The sequence below is a fragment of the Rhodococcus sp. MH15 genome, from assembly GCF_019266045.1.
GTDB classification, from domain to species: domain Bacteria; phylum Actinomycetota; class Actinomycetes; order Mycobacteriales; family Mycobacteriaceae; genus Rhodococcus_F; species Rhodococcus_F qingshengii.
The window spans coordinates 201,757-218,175 of the sequence record NZ_LPNP01000061.1 but is presented as its reverse complement, the minus strand read 5'-3'; the positions used below and the strand labels follow the sequence as shown (position 1 = coordinate 218,175).

Genomic DNA, 16,419 nt, shown 5'->3' with positions numbered 1-16,419 from the left:
CACTGAAGATGGCACGTCAGCCCATCGACATTGATTCCCTCGCCGAGGCGGTGCGCGGAAATCAGCGTGCCGGCCTCGCTCGGGCGATCACCCTCGTCGAGTCCACTCGCGACGACCACCGGGCCCTCGCGCAGCAACTTCTACTGAAGTTGCTGCCGGAGGCCGGGGGAGCGCACCGGATCGGCATCACCGGCGTTCCCGGCGTCGGCAAGTCGACCTTCATCGACGCGCTCGGAATGTACTTGCTGGGCAAGGGACATCGGGTTGCGGTGTTGGCGGTCGATCCGTCGTCCACCCGCACCGGCGGCTCGATTCTCGGCGACAAGACACGCATGGCTCGGCTCACCGTCGAACCGAATGCGTACATCCGGCCGTCACCGACGTCCGGCACGCTCGGTGGTGTAGCCAAGGCAACCCGCGAGACCATCGTGCTTCTCGAAGCTGCCGGTTTCGACGTCATCCTGGTGGAGACGGTGGGTGTCGGCCAGTCCGAAGTCACTGTTGCCAACATGGTGGACTGCTTCACGTTCCTGACCCTCGCTCGTACCGGTGATCAGCTCCAGGGCATCAAGAAGGGTGTCCTCGAGCTCGCAGATCTGGTGGCGGTCAACAAGGCCGATGGCAAGCATGAGCGCGAGGCAAAGGGCGCTGCCCGCGAATTGGCGGGTGCGCTTCGCCTGATCTACCCGCACGACGCCATCTGGAAGCCGCCCGTCATCACGATGAGCGGTCTCGAAGGTGTCGGGCTGGACGAGTTCTGGGGAACTGTCACCAAACACCGTGAGGTGCTCACCGAAGCAGGACAGTTCGAGGAGAAGCGTCGCAAGCAACAGGTCGATTGGACCTGGACGATGGTCAACGATCAGCTGCTACGCAGGCTCTCGAGCAACGATCGGGTGCGTGCGATCCGGGCCGACGTCGAGCAGAGCGTGCGTGACGGTTCGCTGACGGCAGCGTTGGCGGCGGGGCGAATTCTCGACGCGTTCGACGGAAGCAACTAGCGCGGAAAGAACGAAATCCCGGGTATCCGAGCGCGGATACCCGGGATTTCTTCTGTGACGAGCTATCGTTCGCGTTTGACTGCAGGCTCGGTGAGTTCGGTCTCGACAGCGAGTTCGACTCCCGTGAAATCGCCTTCTGCCTCGGCCGGGGTGAGCGTGGACCGCTTCCACGCGTAGAACAGCAGCGCTGCCCACGCGCCGAGAATGGTCAGGTAACCGGCCACTGTGACCGCCCCGGTGATGTCGAAAGATTTGAACAGCTTCTGTGCGTTGGTCAACACGATGACGCCGCCCACCGCCGTTCCGAGCAAGGTTGCAGGTACGCGGCTGACCAGCCACGCCGCGAACGGAGCTGCGATGACACCGCCGAGCGCGAGACCGGCGACAACGAGGAGGTTTCCCGCCGACTCACGTCCCAATCCGACAAGGAATCCCAGCGACGCGGCTGACGCGACCAGAAACTCCGAGGCGCTGACCGAGCCGATCACGGTGCGCGGCGCGGTCTTTCCTCGTGAGAGCAGCGTGCTGGTGGTGATCGGACCCCAACCACCACCGCCGGATGCATCGATGAAACCACCGAACAGGCCGAGTGGGGACAGGAAACGTGCAGTGTGCGGGGTGGTACGAGCGTCCGCGACGGCCGGTGGGCGGACCGAAAAGCGTAGTGCCACATAGATACCGATGGCCAGCAGGATCGTCGCCGTGATGGGGACTGCCGCTTCGGTGGACAGACCCGAGAGCACAGTTGCGCCGATGAATGCACCGACTGCGCCGGGCACACCGAGCTTGGCGACGAGCTTCCAGTCGATGTTCTTGAACTTCCAATGCGACACACCCGAAGCGAGGGTGGTGCCGACCTCGGCCAGGTGAACAGCGGCGCTGGCCTGAGCCGGACCGAGGCCACCGATCATCAACAGAGTGGTTGCGGTGACACCGAAGGCCATACCGAGGGCGCCGTCGACGAGCTGGGCGCCGACGCCGACAAGGGTGAACAAAAGAAGGTTGAACATGAGAAGACAGACTCCGAGCGAAGAAGCGACAAAGTCAGGGGTGCAGGCAGCGAGAAATCGCCGCTCAGCAACACGCCTGATCGAAGCATGCGCTACGACGAGTGGGCCAGAACGCCATCAATCCGAGCGCAAATGCCGGGGAGGCATCGTGGCTGGAAATCTGCACGTCAGGTCCTTTGTTCTCGTTCGTTGGTGTTCTGTCCATGCGAGCATAGCCGGTGACCGGCTCGGTCAACCCACGACGCGGGCGTAATTTCCCACTCGGTGGACAAGTCGATCGAAGAATTCCGCCGGATCGGTTCTGACCGCGATATCCGCGTTGGGCTCACGCTGCCAGTGCCCGACCCAGTCCGCGACCGTCGTTCCGATCAGCAGTGGACTCTCGGTTTCGACATCTACCGTTGCCGGTTTCAGCGTCGCCAGGCTCGGATCGAGCGCGACGGCAGCAGCGAAGGGATCATGCATGTGAGCAAGAAATCCCTGGTCGTATTCACGGTGGAATTCCATGTAGAACCGGATTGCGTCGGACATATGCCTGATCACGCTGTTGGACGCGGAACTGCGGACGTCGGGACCGTCGTCAGGCGAGATGATCTCTTCCGGGGTGCTCCCGGCAGCTTCGGCGAGCCGACGCACATGTTCGGGGAACATCTCGATGGATTCGGTGACGTTGAGGCCGCAGATGATCGGGCGCCGGTGCGCGGGTACGACGGAGAACGCGTCGAACACCTCCTTGGCGGCGTGCGGATCCACCGAGACGTTCCACTCCGCGGTCGGCGTCGTGTTGCCCGGATAGTTGAACGACCCACCCATCACTACCAGTCGCTTCAGCAGAGACGGCAGATCGGGTTCACGTCTGATCGCCAAGGCCAGGTTGGTGAGCGGCCCCGTCACCAGCCCGGTGAGTTGTCCGGGGTACTCCCGGACGAGATCCACCCAGAGGTCGGTGGCGGTTCGGACCGAGCGCTTGCGACCCGAATCGGGGAGGACCGCATGGCCGATTCCTTGCGGACCGTGAGTCTCCTCGGTGGTGCGCAACGGTATGACCAATGGCTCGCGGGCGCCGAGTGCAACCTCGATGTCCGGGGCGCCGCAGAGCGCAAGCCAGTTCAAGTTGTTGGCCGCGACCTGTTCCACCGGAACGTTGCCGGCGGTGCTCGCAATCCCCAGTATCTCGGCTTCGGGGCTGGCAAGGAGATAGAGAAGCGCCAACGAGTCGTCGATACCGGTGTCGACGTCGACGATGAGCTTGTTGATGTCACTCATCGGTGGCCACCAGGATCGTCGGGGAATGCAGGACGGGGAAGTTCACCGACCGAGCGATGAAGCACTTCGTGTGTGCGGGGCCGTGAAGCTCCTGGGCCTTCTCGACCATCGACGCCTCCGCGACCAACACCGTCGGATTCAACGTCACTTCGATGAACTGGCCGCCGCCATCGGATTCCTCGATCATGCTGCCGACCGGCTGATCGCTGTAGTCGAGAACGACGACCCCAGCGGCAGCTGCCAGCCCGAGGTACCAGAGCATGTGGCACTGGGCGAGGGAGGCAACGAGCAGTTCCTCGGGGTTCCATCGCTGCGCGTCGCCGCGGAACGAGGGATCGGAGCTGCCGAGAAGTTCCGGCTTTCCGACCGCGGATATTGCATGATTGCGCGAATATCCCTGCGTGCTGGACGTTCCGGTTCCCAGATCGCCCGTCCACTGAAGGTCGAGTGTGTAGGTATGTGACTTCACAGGTCCATCTTGCCCTGAATGTGCCGGTCCCTCAGTGTGCCCACTCCGCGCGATCCGATCCCCACGGATGCGCCGGTTCGGGGTAGTCCTCGAACTCTGCCAGCGCGGGTCGTGCGGTGGTCACGTCGGCATGGTTGACAACAACATTCAGGCCGGGAGCGGTCGGTAGACCGGGATGGGCGGTTCGGCCGGGTGCGTCGAGAAGACGAGCGCCTGTGCTTGCCAGCGACACGTCGACGTCGCGGCCACGGCCGTCGTGCGAGCGCAGTGTCAACGCGTCGAGGATCCCCGCTGCCAGGAAGTATCCGGTCGAGTGGTCGAGTGCCTGCGCCGGAAGTGCACCAGGGTTCTCACCGCCCTCGAGAAACGAAATGCCGGACGCGGCCTGCACGATGCTGTCGAAGCCACGGCGATTCGCCCACGGACCTTCCCATCCCCATGCGCTGACGCGCCCGTGAATCAGGTGGGCGGGAAGATCCTGCCCGATGAGCGCTTCGAGTGCACCCGGCCGGTAGCCGGTGACCAGTACGTCTGCGGTTTCGAGGAGTTCTCGGAACGCTGTCGCTCCCGCCGAGGACTTCAGGTCGAGAAGCGCCGACCGCTTGCCCTGTCCACTGTCGAGGTGCTGCCATCCGATCTCAGGGATCGCCGGGGGATCGATCCGCAGAACGTCAGCGCCGACCAACGCCAGGGCGCGCGTCGCGACCGGACCGGCGATGACGCGGGTCAGGTCGAGAACGCGTGGGCGCGTCGGATGCGTGCGGGGTTTTCCCTCGTCGCGTGCTCGGATGGATACCAGAGGCGCAGACCTCGCAGCTGCGCACTGCTCACTCAGGCGCCACTCGGTCTCGGTACGAACACGGACCGCGATGGCTCCGATCTCGGCGGCCTGCTGCTCGATCTCGATGGCGCTGAGTTCGGATATCCGTTGCGCCACTGCATCTTTGGGTGATCCGTGATCGAGCTCGAGGACGGCGAGCAGGCGGTCGCGATGGTGCGGATAGTTGCCGTGCGTGCGGACCCAACCGTCGCGGGCGGCAAAGAACCCCGAGTGCTCGGAGAACCCGTTGATCGGCTCGCCGCCGATCCGGAACAGTCGATCGCTCGAGAAGGACGCGGCGATGCGCTCGGGATCGAGGGTCCAGTGTCCGTCGCCCGGGCCGGTTGACCGATGAATCGCCGAGGCGAACGCCGCTACCGAGCCCGCAGCGAGGTCGAACACCGGCAAGTGCGCCGCAAGGAAACCCGCCGAGTCCGGGCATTCGATGTGCCCGCGTCGGTCGTCGGTGTGCACCCCGACGCCACGCTGGTATTCGTCGAGATAGAACCCGTACCCGTGATCCATGCGACGCCTTTCGGCAGTTCAGTGGCCGAGAAGCTCCCGGCACTTCTCTGCCAGCGTATCGCGGAGCGGCGCAGCACGATCCGCCAACTGTTGTTGCTGACGCACGTATTCGGCGCGGCCCGCGGGAGTTTCGATACGAATGGGGGAGTACCCGTACTCGGCAAGGTCGTATGGGCTCGCGCGCATGTCGAGTTCACGGGCCAGGAGCGCGTGTTCGAAGCACCGCATCACCAGGTCGGAATCGACGAGTGGCAACAACTTGAAGCTCCACTTGTACAGATCCATACCGGCGTGCAGGCAGCCCGGCTGTTCGTGATCGATCTGAGTTTCGCGTGCAAGCGGGAGCGAGTTCTTGGGGGCCGCGTCCGGTGTGAAGAACCGGAACGCGTCGTAGTGCGTGCATTTGAGTGGCAGGGATTCGACGACCGCGTCGGTACCGGCGAACCCGAGTCGCAGCGGCACCGACTGGTGACGGATTGCGTCCTCGCCGCCGCGATAGACCATCGCCCATTCGTGGAGGCCGAAGCAACCCAGCACAGCGGGCCGCGCAGACGTCTGATTCAACAGATTCCACACGAATTCGACTGTGTGACGCCGACGCTCCAGCACTGAGGCCTCGACCGTCGCGGTACCCGAATCGTCGACGCGGTAGCCGGAGAAGGCTGCGTATTCGGCGGCGTTCTCGAGCGCGACTCCGTACCCGGGGTGCCAGCGGCGCAGTTGAGCGGGTTTGAAGTTGTAGTACGTGAAGAGGAAGTCGTGCACCGGGTGAGAGATACCGGCGCTACGACGCGCTCGGTGCGGCTCGACGAGCTTCTCCACCTCCTCGAGGTGAAGCGCCCGCCGAGCCGTCCACTCGCTCTGCGCGAGTGCGAGTGAATGCACCGAACGTGTCATCGATCAGCTGTTTCTTTGTCCGGGAACAGCATCCGTGCCGCGGTGCGTGCCGTCGCGGACCGTTCCGACGTACTCCTCGAGGAGATCCTCGAGCGCGACGATACCGATCACCACTCCGTCAGCGTCCGTGACAGCGCCGAGGTGCGAGCTGGCCCGACGAAGGCCGGCCAACGCTTCGGCCAGCGGTGTGCTGAGCGGAACGATGGGCAGCGGCCGGATATCCGACGTCGGAACGACGGTGTCCGGTCCAGCGGCCTCGTCGAGCACCTCGTCGAGCACGTCCTTGAGGTGCACGTACCCAGCCAGCGATCCGTCGCTCGCTCGCACCGGGTAACGCGAGTATCCGGTCTCGATGACCGCACGCTCGATCTCACCCAGTGTTGTTCCCGACGGTGTGAGGGGAATGGTCCGCACCTTGTCGAGAGTGATCAGGACCTCGGAGACGGTCCGATCGGTCGATTCGAGTGCCTGCTTCAACCGCCGGTGTTCTTCGGCGTCGATCAGACCTTCGGATCGCGATTCACCGATCATCGCGGACAACTCCACCGCCGAGACCGTGACGTCGAGTTCGTCCTTGGGTTCGACGCGCAGGAGCTTGAGCACTCCGTTCGCGCACAGGTTGTAGAACGCGATGATCGGGCGAGCGATCTTGATGAACGCCAGATGCACGGGAACGAGCAGCATGGCCGTCTTCTCGGGGCCGGCCAACGCGATGTTCTTGGGCACCATCTCGCCGAGCAGGATGTGCAGCACGACGACGAGCGACAGCGCGATGGCAAACGAGATCGGGTGCAGCAATCCGTCGGGCAGACCGACGGCTTCCATCGGCACCTCGAGGAGGTGCGCAATGGCGGGCTCGGCGACCTTACCGAGGAGGATCGAGCAGATCGTGATGCCCAGCTGAGCCGCCGCAAGCATGAGCGAGAGGTTCTCACCGGCCTTGATGACTGTGAGCGCCCGCTTCTTGCCTTGCGCGACCAGTGCTTCGAGGCGGTCACGTCGTGCGGAGATCAGTGCGAACTCCGCACCGACGAAGAATGCATTGCCGGCGAGCAGCACGACGGTGAGGAGTACACCGAAGAGGTTATTCATCGTCGGACTCCTTCTTGCTGTCGTCTGCGGATTCGGGTTCGACGTAAGCGGGGACCGGCGTGATGGTCACCCGGTCGATACGGCGGCCGTCCATGCCGGTCACTCGTGCAATCCACTTTCCGCGCGAATCACCGGACGAGTCGACGTCGGGCAATTCCACCTCGTCACCCTCGTCGGGGATGCGGCCCAGTTCGGTGAGCACCAACCCACCGAGCGTGTCGTAGTCGCCTTCGGGAGCGGTGTACCCGGTAGCCGAAGTGACCTCGTCGATGCGCAGGAGACCGGAGCACGACCATCCGTCGCCGACGCGCTGCACGTCGAGTTCGGGTTCGTCGTGTTCGTCGCGCACATCGCCGACGATTTCCTCGATGAGGTCTTCCATCGTGACGATGCCGGCAGTTCCGCCGTACTCGTCGACGACGAGCGCAACCTGCATACCGTCCGAGCGGATTCGCTCCATGACGGTGTCTCCGTCCAGGCTCGACGGCACGACGGGAACACGTTGAGCCAGACTGTCGACGCGCGTCGTGCGCCGACGTTCGGCCGGAACGGTGAACGCGTGCTTGATGTGTACGACGCCGACCGTGTCGTCGAGATCGCCGCGAACGACCGGGAAGCGCGAATAGCCGGTCCGCGACGCCGTCACGATCAGGTCTGCGACGGTGTCCGAGAGTTCCAGCGATTCGATCTTCACTCGCGGAGTCATCAGCTCTTCTGCCGTGCGGTCACCGAACTGCAGTGAACGGTCGACGAGCATCGCCGTGCCCTTGTCGATGGACCCGCGCTGCGCGGACGTCCGCACGAGGGACCCGAGTTCCTGCGGTGATCGCGCGGAGCGCAATTCCTCCGCGGGTTCGATGCCCAGGCGTCGCACGATCCAGTTGGCGGTTCCGTTGAGGCCGTTGATGGCCCACCGGAAGATCAGCGAGAACCCTGCTTGCAGGCCCGCAGTCGCGCGGGCGGTGGGCATCGGCTTGGAGATTGCGAGGTTCTTCGGTACGAGCTCACCGAAGATCATGGAGAACGAGGTCGCGATCACGAGCGCCAGGATCAAAGACGTTGTCGAGGCAGCGGATTCACTGAGCCCGACGGCCTTCGTGACCGGTGTGATGAACCGTGCCAGGACCGGCTCGGCCAGGTAACCGGTGATCAGGGTTGTGATCGTGATGCCCAGCTGAGCGCCGGAGAGCTGGAACGAAAGAGTCTTGTGCGCGTGTTGAACCTGCCGCGAGCGTCGGTCGCCGCCACGAGCAGCTTCGTCGACGGTGCTGCGTTCGAGCGCGGTCAGTGAGAATTCGGCCGCCACGAAGAGGGCGGTGCCTGCAGTCAGCGCGATGAAGCCGACCAGGCTGAGAATGGTGAAAACGATGTCCATGTGTCATCGCCACCTGAGATGTGCACGGGGGCCGCCGGGTTTGTCTCCCGGCTCGCTAGAGGAGCCCTCCGAACCGGCGGAATCAGAAGATTCCTCGGATAAAACGACGGGTGTAGCGCCGGGTAAGTGTGTGGGTGCCTCGGGCACCGGGTTCCTTTCGTCAGAGCCGAGTAGTTCTCGGCTGTAGCGGGCTCGGTCGGGTCGCCGAAGGGCACCCGACCGAGTTTTGTTTTCTGTTTACGGATCCAATGATACCGGCGGGTGCCCGGGAGTAGGGACCCGAGCACCCGCCGACAGTCACAGAACGTGGTTCACCAACCAGACGGAAGCGGCCGTCCTTCGGCAAATCCGGCGGCGGACTGCACGCCCAGAACGGCCTTCTCGTGCAGCTCCTCGAGAGAGCGCGCACCAGCGTACGTGCAGGTACTGCGCACGCCGGAACAGATCTGATCGATCAGGTCCTCGACTCCAGGGCGCTCGGGATCGAGACGCATCCGCGAACTGGAGATGCCTTCCTCGAACAATCCCTTACGGGCGCGATCGAAAGCCGTTTCGGTGGCTGTGCGAGCGGCAACAGCGCGCTTGGAGGCCATACCGAAGCTCTCCTTGTACGCGTTGCCCGCCTGATCGACTTTGAGATCGCCGGGGGACTCGTATGTGCCGGCGAACCACGAGCCGATCATGACGTTCGACGCGCCCGCCGCGAGGGCGAGTGCAACGTCGCGGGGGTGTCGAACGCCGCCGTCGGCCCAGACGTGCTTGCCGAGCTCACGTGCCGCTGCAGCACATTCCGCGACGGCCGAGAACTGCGGGCGTCCGACGCCGGTCATCATGCGAGTCGTGCACATGGCTCCGGGTCCGACGCCGACCTTGACGATGTCCGCGCCTGCGGCGATCAGATCACGGGTTCCCTGTGCGGAGACCACGTTGCCTGCGACCAACGGGACGCCGAGATCGAGCGCCTTGAGGGTGGTGAGCGCATCGATCATTCTCTGCTGGTGACCGTGAGCCGTGTCCACGACGATTACGTCGGCACCGGCGTCGACGAGTGCCTTGGCCTTGGCGCCCACGTCACCGTTCACACCGACCGCCGCAGCGACCCGGAGTGCGCCGCGCTCGTCGACTGCGGGGTCGTAGATGCCGGCACGAATCGCGCCGGTGCGGGTGAGGACGCCGGCAAGAGTCCCGTCTTCGTTGACGATGACCGCCAGCGGATCGTGCTTGGTTTCGAGCAGTTCGAAGACCTCACGCGGTGTGGCGGTGACCGGGGCCGTGACGAAGTCGGTGATCGCGACGGTACGGAGGCGAGTGAACCGATCGACATCCGCGCAGGCAGCCTCGGTGACGACACCGAGAGGCTTACCGTCCTCGACCACCACGACCGCGCCGTGAGCGCGCTTGGGAAGCAGCGCCAGCGCATCGGAGACGGCGTCGTCCGGACTCAGCGTGACCGGCGTATCGGCGACGAGGTGGCGGCTCTTGACGAACGCCACGGTCTCGGCGACAGCTTCGGTGGGGACGTCCTGCGGAATGATGACCAGTCCGCCGCGGCGGGCGACAGTCTCCGCCATGCGGCGGCCGGCGACTGCGGTCATATTGGCGACCACGACGGGAATGGTCGTTCCGGATCCGTCGGAAGAATTGAGATCGACGTCGAACCGAGAGGTGACCTCGGTCCGGTTAGGGACAAGGAAGACGTCGTCGTAGGTCAGGTCGTATGGGGGGCGTTGCCCTTCGAGGAACTGCACGTTTCACGAGCCTACCGTCGATTCCGCCGTAGCGCCCTCGGTATCGCGCGCTTGTGAGCGGGAGAGGGCGATCGTGGTCATGATCATGACGGCGACGGCGCACCCGATGAGAGCAATTCCGGGACCGTCGACGCGGAGGCGTTCGTCGAGCACTGTCATCCCCAGGAAGATGGCCGCGATCGGCTCGCCGATCGTCAGGGCGGGTAGCGACGCCGACAGCGGCCCGACCTGGAACGCGCGCTGTTGCAGGTAGACCCCGATTGCGCCCGAGGCGATCAGCGCCCACGTCTGCCATGCCGAAATCACCCCGATGACGCCGTGGCCGAGTAGGTCGGTGACGTACTTGGTGAATGCGACGGCGACGCCGTAGAAGATGCCTGCCGCAGAGCCGAGAAGCAGTGCGCGCCAGCCGCCGTCGAGTTTGGACAAGCCGCCGACAGTTGCGGCCACGGCCACTGCGACCGTAATCGTCAGGGGCACAGCCCAATCCGACCATGGAGCATTGCTGTCTCCCTCGGTGGGATCGCCGACGACGAGGAAGATCGCCAAGGAAATCGCGAGCATGATCGCCAGTGACCACGCGGAACGGGTGATGCGGATTCCCGAGAATTTGGCCGAGAGAGGCAGCGCGAACAGCAACGAGGTCACGATCAGCGGCTGCACCACCAACACCGAACCCAACGACAGTGCAACGGCCTGCATGACGTACCCGCCGCCGTCACCGATCAGCCCGGCCCACCACCGAGGACTGCGAATCAACGACGCCACCAACGCCTCGCCCTCAGGAACCGCGGACGCCGCCCGTTGCTGAGCGACCGAAGCGCACGCGAAGAGCAGTGCAGCGAGAAGTGCGCAGAGAACCGAGATCAGTGGAAGATCACCCATTCCCTCAGTGTGCGCGCTTGCCCGCCCGATTTCCGGCAGACGGCTTTCCTGCGCCGGGTGCGCCGTGACGCGGGGTCAAGCCCTTGGACGCCAGACGCTCCGAACGGGTCGGGACCGGAGTGCCGTCCGCACGGATCTTCTTCACACTCTTCGGATCGGTGACGCGCCGCGAGGAGGCGGCGCGCTTGTCGCCGTCCTTCTTCATCCGGCCTCCGGCAGCGGTCCGGCCTGCAGTGTCGTGTTCCTGACGGCCACGCTTGGCGGTGTGCTTGACGGCAACCGTCGTATCGGGAGCCTCGACCGGAATTCCCGTCGGCTCCATCGCACCGGTGATGCGCGTGAGTTCAAGATCGTCAGGACGAACCCGCACACCGTGAACCTTGATGCCTGCCTGCTTGGTCAACTTCTCGACCGAATCACGTTCTTCGTCGGTGACGATGGTGACGACGACGCCTGATTCCCCGGCGCGTGCCGTCCGGCCGGCCCGGTGCAGGTAGTCCTTCGCCTCGGCCGGGGGATCGACGTGAACGACGAGCGTCACGTCGTCGACATGGATTCCGCGCGCGGCGACATCGGTGGCGACCAGGACCGGTGTTGTCCCGTCGGAGAACGACGCGAGGGTCTTGGTCCGATTGTTCTGCGTCTTGCCGCCGTGCAGAGCCCCGGCCGAGACGCCGATCAAATGCAGTTGCTGCGCAAGACGATCCACACCGTGCTTGGTCTTGACGAACATGATGGTCCGCCCCGCGCGCGAAGCGATATGTGCGACAACGGATCTCTTGTCGTCGTGGTCGACGAAAAGCAGGTGATGCTCCATGGTCGAGACGGTCGCAACCGGGGGAGCAGTCGAGTGCGACGCCGGATTGCGCAGGTAACCCGCGACCAGATCGTCGACCTTGCCGTCGAGTGTCGCCGAAAAGAGAAGACGCTGACCGTCTTTCGGAGTCGTGTCGAGAATCTTCGCAACCTCGTCGATGAAACCCATGTCTGCCATGTGGTCGGCTTCGTCGATGGTCGTGATCACGACGTCGTCGAGAATCACCGACTTCTGGTCGAGTAGGTCGAGTAGGCGCCCGGGGGTCGCGATCAGCAGATCGACGCCGCGGGCAAGGATGTCGGCCTGACGCTTGATCGGAACGCCCCCGACCGCATTTGCCACACGCAAACCGATCTCGGTAGCGGCGTCGTCGAGTGCCTTGTGGATCTGGATCGCCAGCTCACGGGTGGGAGCGAGCACCAAACCGCGCGGACGATTCCGCTTGCTCGCCCCACCCTTGAGGCGCACCAGCATCGGAAGCCCGAAGGCCAGAGTCTTTCCGGAACCCGTCGCACCGCGCCCGAGTACATCCCGACCGGCAAGAACATCGGGGATGGTTGCCGACTGAATGGGGAAGGGGGCATCGATGCCGCTTCGGCGCAACGCGTGCACCATCACGGCGGGGATTCCGAGGTCGACGAACGAACGCCCTTCGGTCGAGGTGGGCGAGTCGATCGTCGATTCCTGCATTTGTCCAGGCTACCGGGTATCGGTAGACGCAGATGACCGCATCTACCGATACCCGCTGTGAATCAGGCCTCGATTTCGCTGCGGTCACCGCTCCACAGTGTGTGGAACTTGCCCGGCTTGTCGATGCGCTCGTAGGTGTGCGCGCCGAAGAAGTCGCGCTGACCCTGAGTCAGGGCGGCCGGCAGACGCTCCGCGCGGAGACCGTCGTAGTACGACAGCGAGGACGCGAACGCAGGTACCGGAATGCCGAGCATCGTCGCGGTGGCGACCACGCGGCGCCAGCTGTCGATGCCTGCCTCGATGGCCTCGCGGAAGTACGGCGCCAGAATCAAACTCGGCAGGCTCGGATCGGCGTCGAACGCGTCCTTGATGCGGTTGAGGAACTGCGCACGGATGATGCAGCCACCGCGCCAGATCGTCGCCAGGTCGGCAGGCTTGAGGTTCCAGTCGTACTCGGCGCTGCCGGCAGCGATCTGATCGAAGCCCTGCGCGTACGCCACGATCTTCGACGCGTACAGCGCGGCCTGGATGTCGGCGGCAAACTGCTCGGCGTCAGCAGGCTTGTCGCCGAGAGAGCCGGCAGCCAGACCCTGCGCCTGAGCTGCGGCGCGCTGATTGCGGCTACCGGACAGTGCGCGAGCAAACACGGCCTCGGCGATGCCGGTGACCGGCACGCCCAGATCCAGAGCGGACTTGACCGTCCAGCGGCCCGTGCCCTTCTGCTCGGCAGCGTCGACGATGACGTCGACCAAAGGCTTGCCGGTCTCGGCGTCGACCTGGCGGAGCACCTCGGCGGTGATCTCGATCAGGTAGGACTCGAGGGTGCCCTTGTTCCACTCGGTGAAGACGTCGGCAACCTGACCGGCGTCGTAGCCCAGAGCGTCGCGGAAGAGGTTGTACGCCTCGCCGATGAGCTGCATGTCGGCGTACTCGATGCCGTTGTGCACCATCTTGACGAAGTGACCGCTGCCGTCGGGGCCGATGTGCGTGCAGCACGGGGTGCCGTCGACGTGAGCGGAGATGGACTCGAGAAGCGGGCCGAGAGCCTCGTAGGACTCCTTCGGGCCGCCCGGCATGATCGACGGACCGTTGAGTGCGCCTTCTTCGCCACCGGAGATACCGGCGCCGACGAAGTGCAGTCCGCGGGCGCGGATCGCCGCTTCACGACGGATCGTGTCGGTGTAGAGCGAGTTGCCACCGTCGATGATGATGTCGCCGGGCTCCATGGCGTTTGCGAGCTCTTCGATGACAGCATCGGTCGGGGCGCCGGCCTTGACCATGATCAGGACGCGTCGCGGCTTCTGAAGTGCGGCAACAAACTCCTCGACGGTCTCGGTGCGCACGAAATCGCCCTCGGAACCATGCTCGGCGATCAGGGCATCGGTCTTCGCGATGCTGCGGTTGTGCAGGGCAACGGTGTGACCGTGGCGGGCGAAATTGCGGGCAATATTCGAACCCATGACGGCCAGGCCGGTGACGCCGATCTGAGCTCGGGGTGATTCGGTGCTAGTGGTTGACATGCTTACAGCTTTCCCTCTCGGTCCGCGGCTGTGAAATCCTGCGCTGTGCGCAGCCGAAAACGGTGCGGCCGCGACGCGCGTGAACATCAGACCGTGCATACAAAACACGGATGCAGATCACTTTAATTGCAGTGACCTGCATCCGTCTCGATACAGCTTCCGGCACAGCCGGAAGGTTCTCAGTGTTCAGTTGTCGAGCCGCAGCTCAGCGCAGGTATTACCGCTGATCGCGCTTCGGGCCGTCGAATCCGTCATAGCTACGACGGTCGGTGCGGCTGCGGAAGCCGCCACCGCTGGTCGAGGCTGCACGGTTGTCGCCGCCTTCGCGGTTTCCCTGGTATCCACCGGAGGAGCGGTTGCCCTGGTAGCCGGTCGAGGGGCGGCTGTCGCGATCGCCGTACGAGCGGTTGTTGTCGCGGTTGCCCTGGTATCCACCACCGGACGAGCGGTTGCCCTGGTATCCGCCGCGGCTCTCGCCGTCGCGGCTTCCCTGGTATCCGCCCGAAGAGCGGTTGCCCTGGTAACCCGTCGACGGGCGGCTGTCGCGGTCTCCGTAGGACGGACGGCTGTCACGGTTGCCCTGGTAACCACCGCTGGAGCGATCACCCTGGTATCCACCACCGGACGAGCGGTTGCCCTGGTATCCGCCGCGGCTCTCGCCGTCGCGGTTGCCCTGGTAGCCACCCGAGGAGCGGTTTCCTTGGTATCCGGTCGAGGGGCGGCTGTCGCGGTTGCCCTGGTAACCACCACTGGAGCGATCACCCTGGTATCCGCCGCGGCTCTCGCCGTCGCGGTTGCCCTGGTAACCACCGCTGGAGCGATCACCCTGGTATCCACCCGAAGAACGATTGCCCTGGTATCCACCGGACGAGCGGTTGCCCTGGTAGCCGCCACGGCTTCCACCACGATCACCGAAGGAACGCTCGCCACGAGAAGAGCTCTCGCGCAACGGTTCTCCGGTCGGCTTCTTGGCGCCGGTGATGCGAGCAAGTTCAGCAGAACCCGGGGTGACGGCAACGGCTGCGGCATTGACGCCGGCCATACCGGTCAGACGCTTGAACTGACGCTTCTGGTTGGGCAGCACGATGGCGACAACGGTGCCCTTCTCGCCGGCGCGAGCGGTACGACCAGCGCGGTGCAGGTAGTCCTTGTGGTCGGCCGGGGGATCGACGTGAACGACGAGGTCGATGCCGTCGACGTGGATGCCGCGTGCTGCGACGTCCGTTGCGACGAGGACCGGGGTGCGGCCGTTCTTGAAACGCTCGAGGACGCGGGTGCGCTGGTTCTGTGCCTTGCCGCCGTGAAGCGACTCGGCAGCGATGCCGACTGCGCGGAGGCGGTCGGTGATTCCCTCGCAACCGAGCTTGGTGCGGGCGAACATGATGGTGCGTCCGTCGCGGGCACCGATCTCGGCGAGAACGGAATCCTTCTGTCCACGATCGACGAGGAGAACGTAGTGCTCCATCGTGTCGACGCTTGCGCGGCCGTCTTCGGTGGAGTGGGTGACGTGGTTGGCCAGGAACTGACGAACCAGCGACTGGACCTCACGGTCGAGGGTTGCCGAGAACAGCAGACGCTGTCCGTCTGCGGGGGTCTCACCGAGGATCGAGCGAACCTCGGGCAGAAAGCCCATGTCCGCCATCTGATCGGCTTCGTCGAGTGCGGTGATTTCCACCGAGTCGAGGATGCAGGTGCCCTGACGCAGGTGGTCGCCGAGACGACCCGGCGTTGCGACGAGGACGTCTACGCCGCGGCGAAGCTGATCGACCTGCTTGGCGAACGGCGTTCCACCGACAGCGGGGCGAACCGTGAGTCCGAGTGCTCCGGCGTAGGAGTTGAGGGAGTCGACCACCTGGAAAGCAAGCTCACGGGTGGGGACGAGCACGAGTGCGCGGGGACGCTTGGCGGCCGGGCGATCTTCGTGGCGTGAGAGGCGGGTCAGCATCGGCAGGCCGAAGGCGAGGGTCTTGCCCGATCCGGTCTGTGCGCGGCCGAGAACGTTGGTTCCGGCGAGCGCGTCCGGGATGGACTGCGCCTGGATGGGGGACGGGACGGTGATGGAGTTGCGCGCCAATGCGGCAACAAGCTGCTCGGGCAGGCCGATCTCGGCGAAGGTGATACCCGGCTCGGTGGCGACTGCTTCTTCGGCAGCGGGGGTGTTGACGGTGGGGTCTTCGATGTTCTCGGAAGACGACATTTGGACAGCGTTGGTCACGCGGAAACCTCTCCGGACTACGGGCACGTCGCGGAGCGGAAGAAGCCATGCTGAAATACACGACACAGTTCGCAAAGGGACGAGCCAGG

13 protein-coding genes are annotated in these 16,419 nt (G+C 64.7%); 1 reads left to right on the top strand and 12 read right to left on the bottom strand.

The window, feature by feature from the left end:
* Positions 1 to 8 precede the first annotated feature (8 nt).
* Entirely contained in the window at positions 9 to 1,001 is a 993-nt protein-coding gene (meaB, locus tag ATN37_RS08970) for a methylmalonyl Co-A mutase-associated GTPase MeaB (protein ID WP_003945003.1), read from the top strand.
* A 62-nt stretch (positions 1,002 to 1,063) separates the two neighbouring features.
* On the opposite strand, the gene ATN37_RS08965 is transcribed toward meaB, so the two are convergent.
* The 12 genes from ATN37_RS08965 to ATN37_RS08910 form a co-directional block, all read right to left on the bottom strand.
* Positions 1,064 to 2,011, bottom strand: a complete 948-nt coding sequence (locus ATN37_RS08965) for a sulfite exporter TauE/SafE family protein (protein ID WP_007727818.1) — start codon at positions 2,009 to 2,011, stop codon at positions 1,064 to 1,066.
* Between the two features lie 231 nt (positions 2,012 to 2,242).
* Positions 2,243 to 3,277, bottom strand: a complete 1,035-nt coding sequence (locus tag ATN37_RS08960; RefSeq protein ID WP_218695025.1) for a nucleoside hydrolase — start codon at positions 3,275 to 3,277, stop codon at positions 2,243 to 2,245.
* Positions 3,270 to 3,746, bottom strand: coding sequence for an OsmC family protein (locus tag ATN37_RS08955; protein WP_007727816.1), 477 nt, complete (start codon positions 3,744 to 3,746; stop codon positions 3,270 to 3,272). Before ATN37_RS08955 ends, ATN37_RS08960 begins: the two co-directional genes overlap by 8 nt.
* Before the next feature lie 31 nt (positions 3,747 to 3,777).
* Positions 3,778 to 5,091: a CoA transferase gene (locus ATN37_RS08950; RefSeq protein ID WP_218695024.1), complete on the bottom strand. Its 1,314-nt coding sequence runs from the start codon at positions 5,089 to 5,091 to the stop codon at positions 3,778 to 3,780.
* Between the two features lie 18 nt (positions 5,092 to 5,109).
* The gene (locus tag ATN37_RS08945) at positions 5,110 to 5,988 is read right to left on the bottom strand and encodes a hypothetical protein (RefSeq protein WP_064075308.1); all 879 of its coding nucleotides are present in this window, start codon (positions 5,986 to 5,988) and stop codon (positions 5,110 to 5,112) included.
* A 3-nt stretch (positions 5,989 to 5,991) separates the two neighbouring features.
* Entirely contained in the window at positions 5,992 to 7,080 is a 1,089-nt protein-coding gene (locus ATN37_RS08940) for a hemolysin family protein (protein WP_003944826.1), read from the bottom strand.
* The gene (locus tag ATN37_RS08935; RefSeq protein WP_003944847.1) at positions 7,073 to 8,455 is read right to left on the bottom strand and encodes a hemolysin family protein; all 1,383 of its coding nucleotides are present in this window, start codon (positions 8,453 to 8,455) and stop codon (positions 7,073 to 7,075) included. The genes ATN37_RS08940 and ATN37_RS08935 overlap by 8 nt, the downstream gene beginning before the upstream one ends.
* 311 nt (positions 8,456 to 8,766) lie before the next feature.
* Positions 8,767 to 10,203, bottom strand: coding sequence for a GuaB1 family IMP dehydrogenase-related protein (locus tag ATN37_RS08930; protein WP_020969620.1), 1,437 nt, complete (start codon positions 10,201 to 10,203; stop codon positions 8,767 to 8,769).
* Between the two features lie 3 nt (positions 10,204 to 10,206).
* A complete protein-coding gene (locus ATN37_RS08925) occupies positions 10,207 to 11,088 on the bottom strand; it encodes a DMT family transporter (protein WP_042919783.1) in 882 nt (293 codons plus the stop codon).
* 4 nt (positions 11,089 to 11,092) lie between these two features.
* A complete protein-coding gene (locus tag ATN37_RS08920) occupies positions 11,093 to 12,595 on the bottom strand; it encodes a DEAD/DEAH box helicase (protein ID WP_217018854.1) in 1,503 nt (500 codons plus the stop codon).
* A gap of 62 nt (positions 12,596 to 12,657) precedes the next feature.
* Positions 12,658 to 14,115 carry an NADP-dependent phosphogluconate dehydrogenase gene (gene gndA, locus ATN37_RS08915; RefSeq protein ID WP_007730904.1) on the bottom strand — a complete coding sequence of 486 codons (1,458 nt, stop codon included), beginning with the start codon at positions 14,113 to 14,115 and terminating at the stop codon, positions 12,658 to 12,660.
* Positions 14,116 to 14,332: 217 nt separating this feature from the next.
* Positions 14,333 to 16,330 (bottom strand): DEAD/DEAH box helicase, encoded by a 1,998-nt coding sequence (locus tag ATN37_RS08910; protein WP_218695023.1) that lies wholly within the window; start codon positions 16,328 to 16,330, stop codon positions 14,333 to 14,335.
* Positions 16,331 to 16,419: the final 89 nt, after the last annotated feature.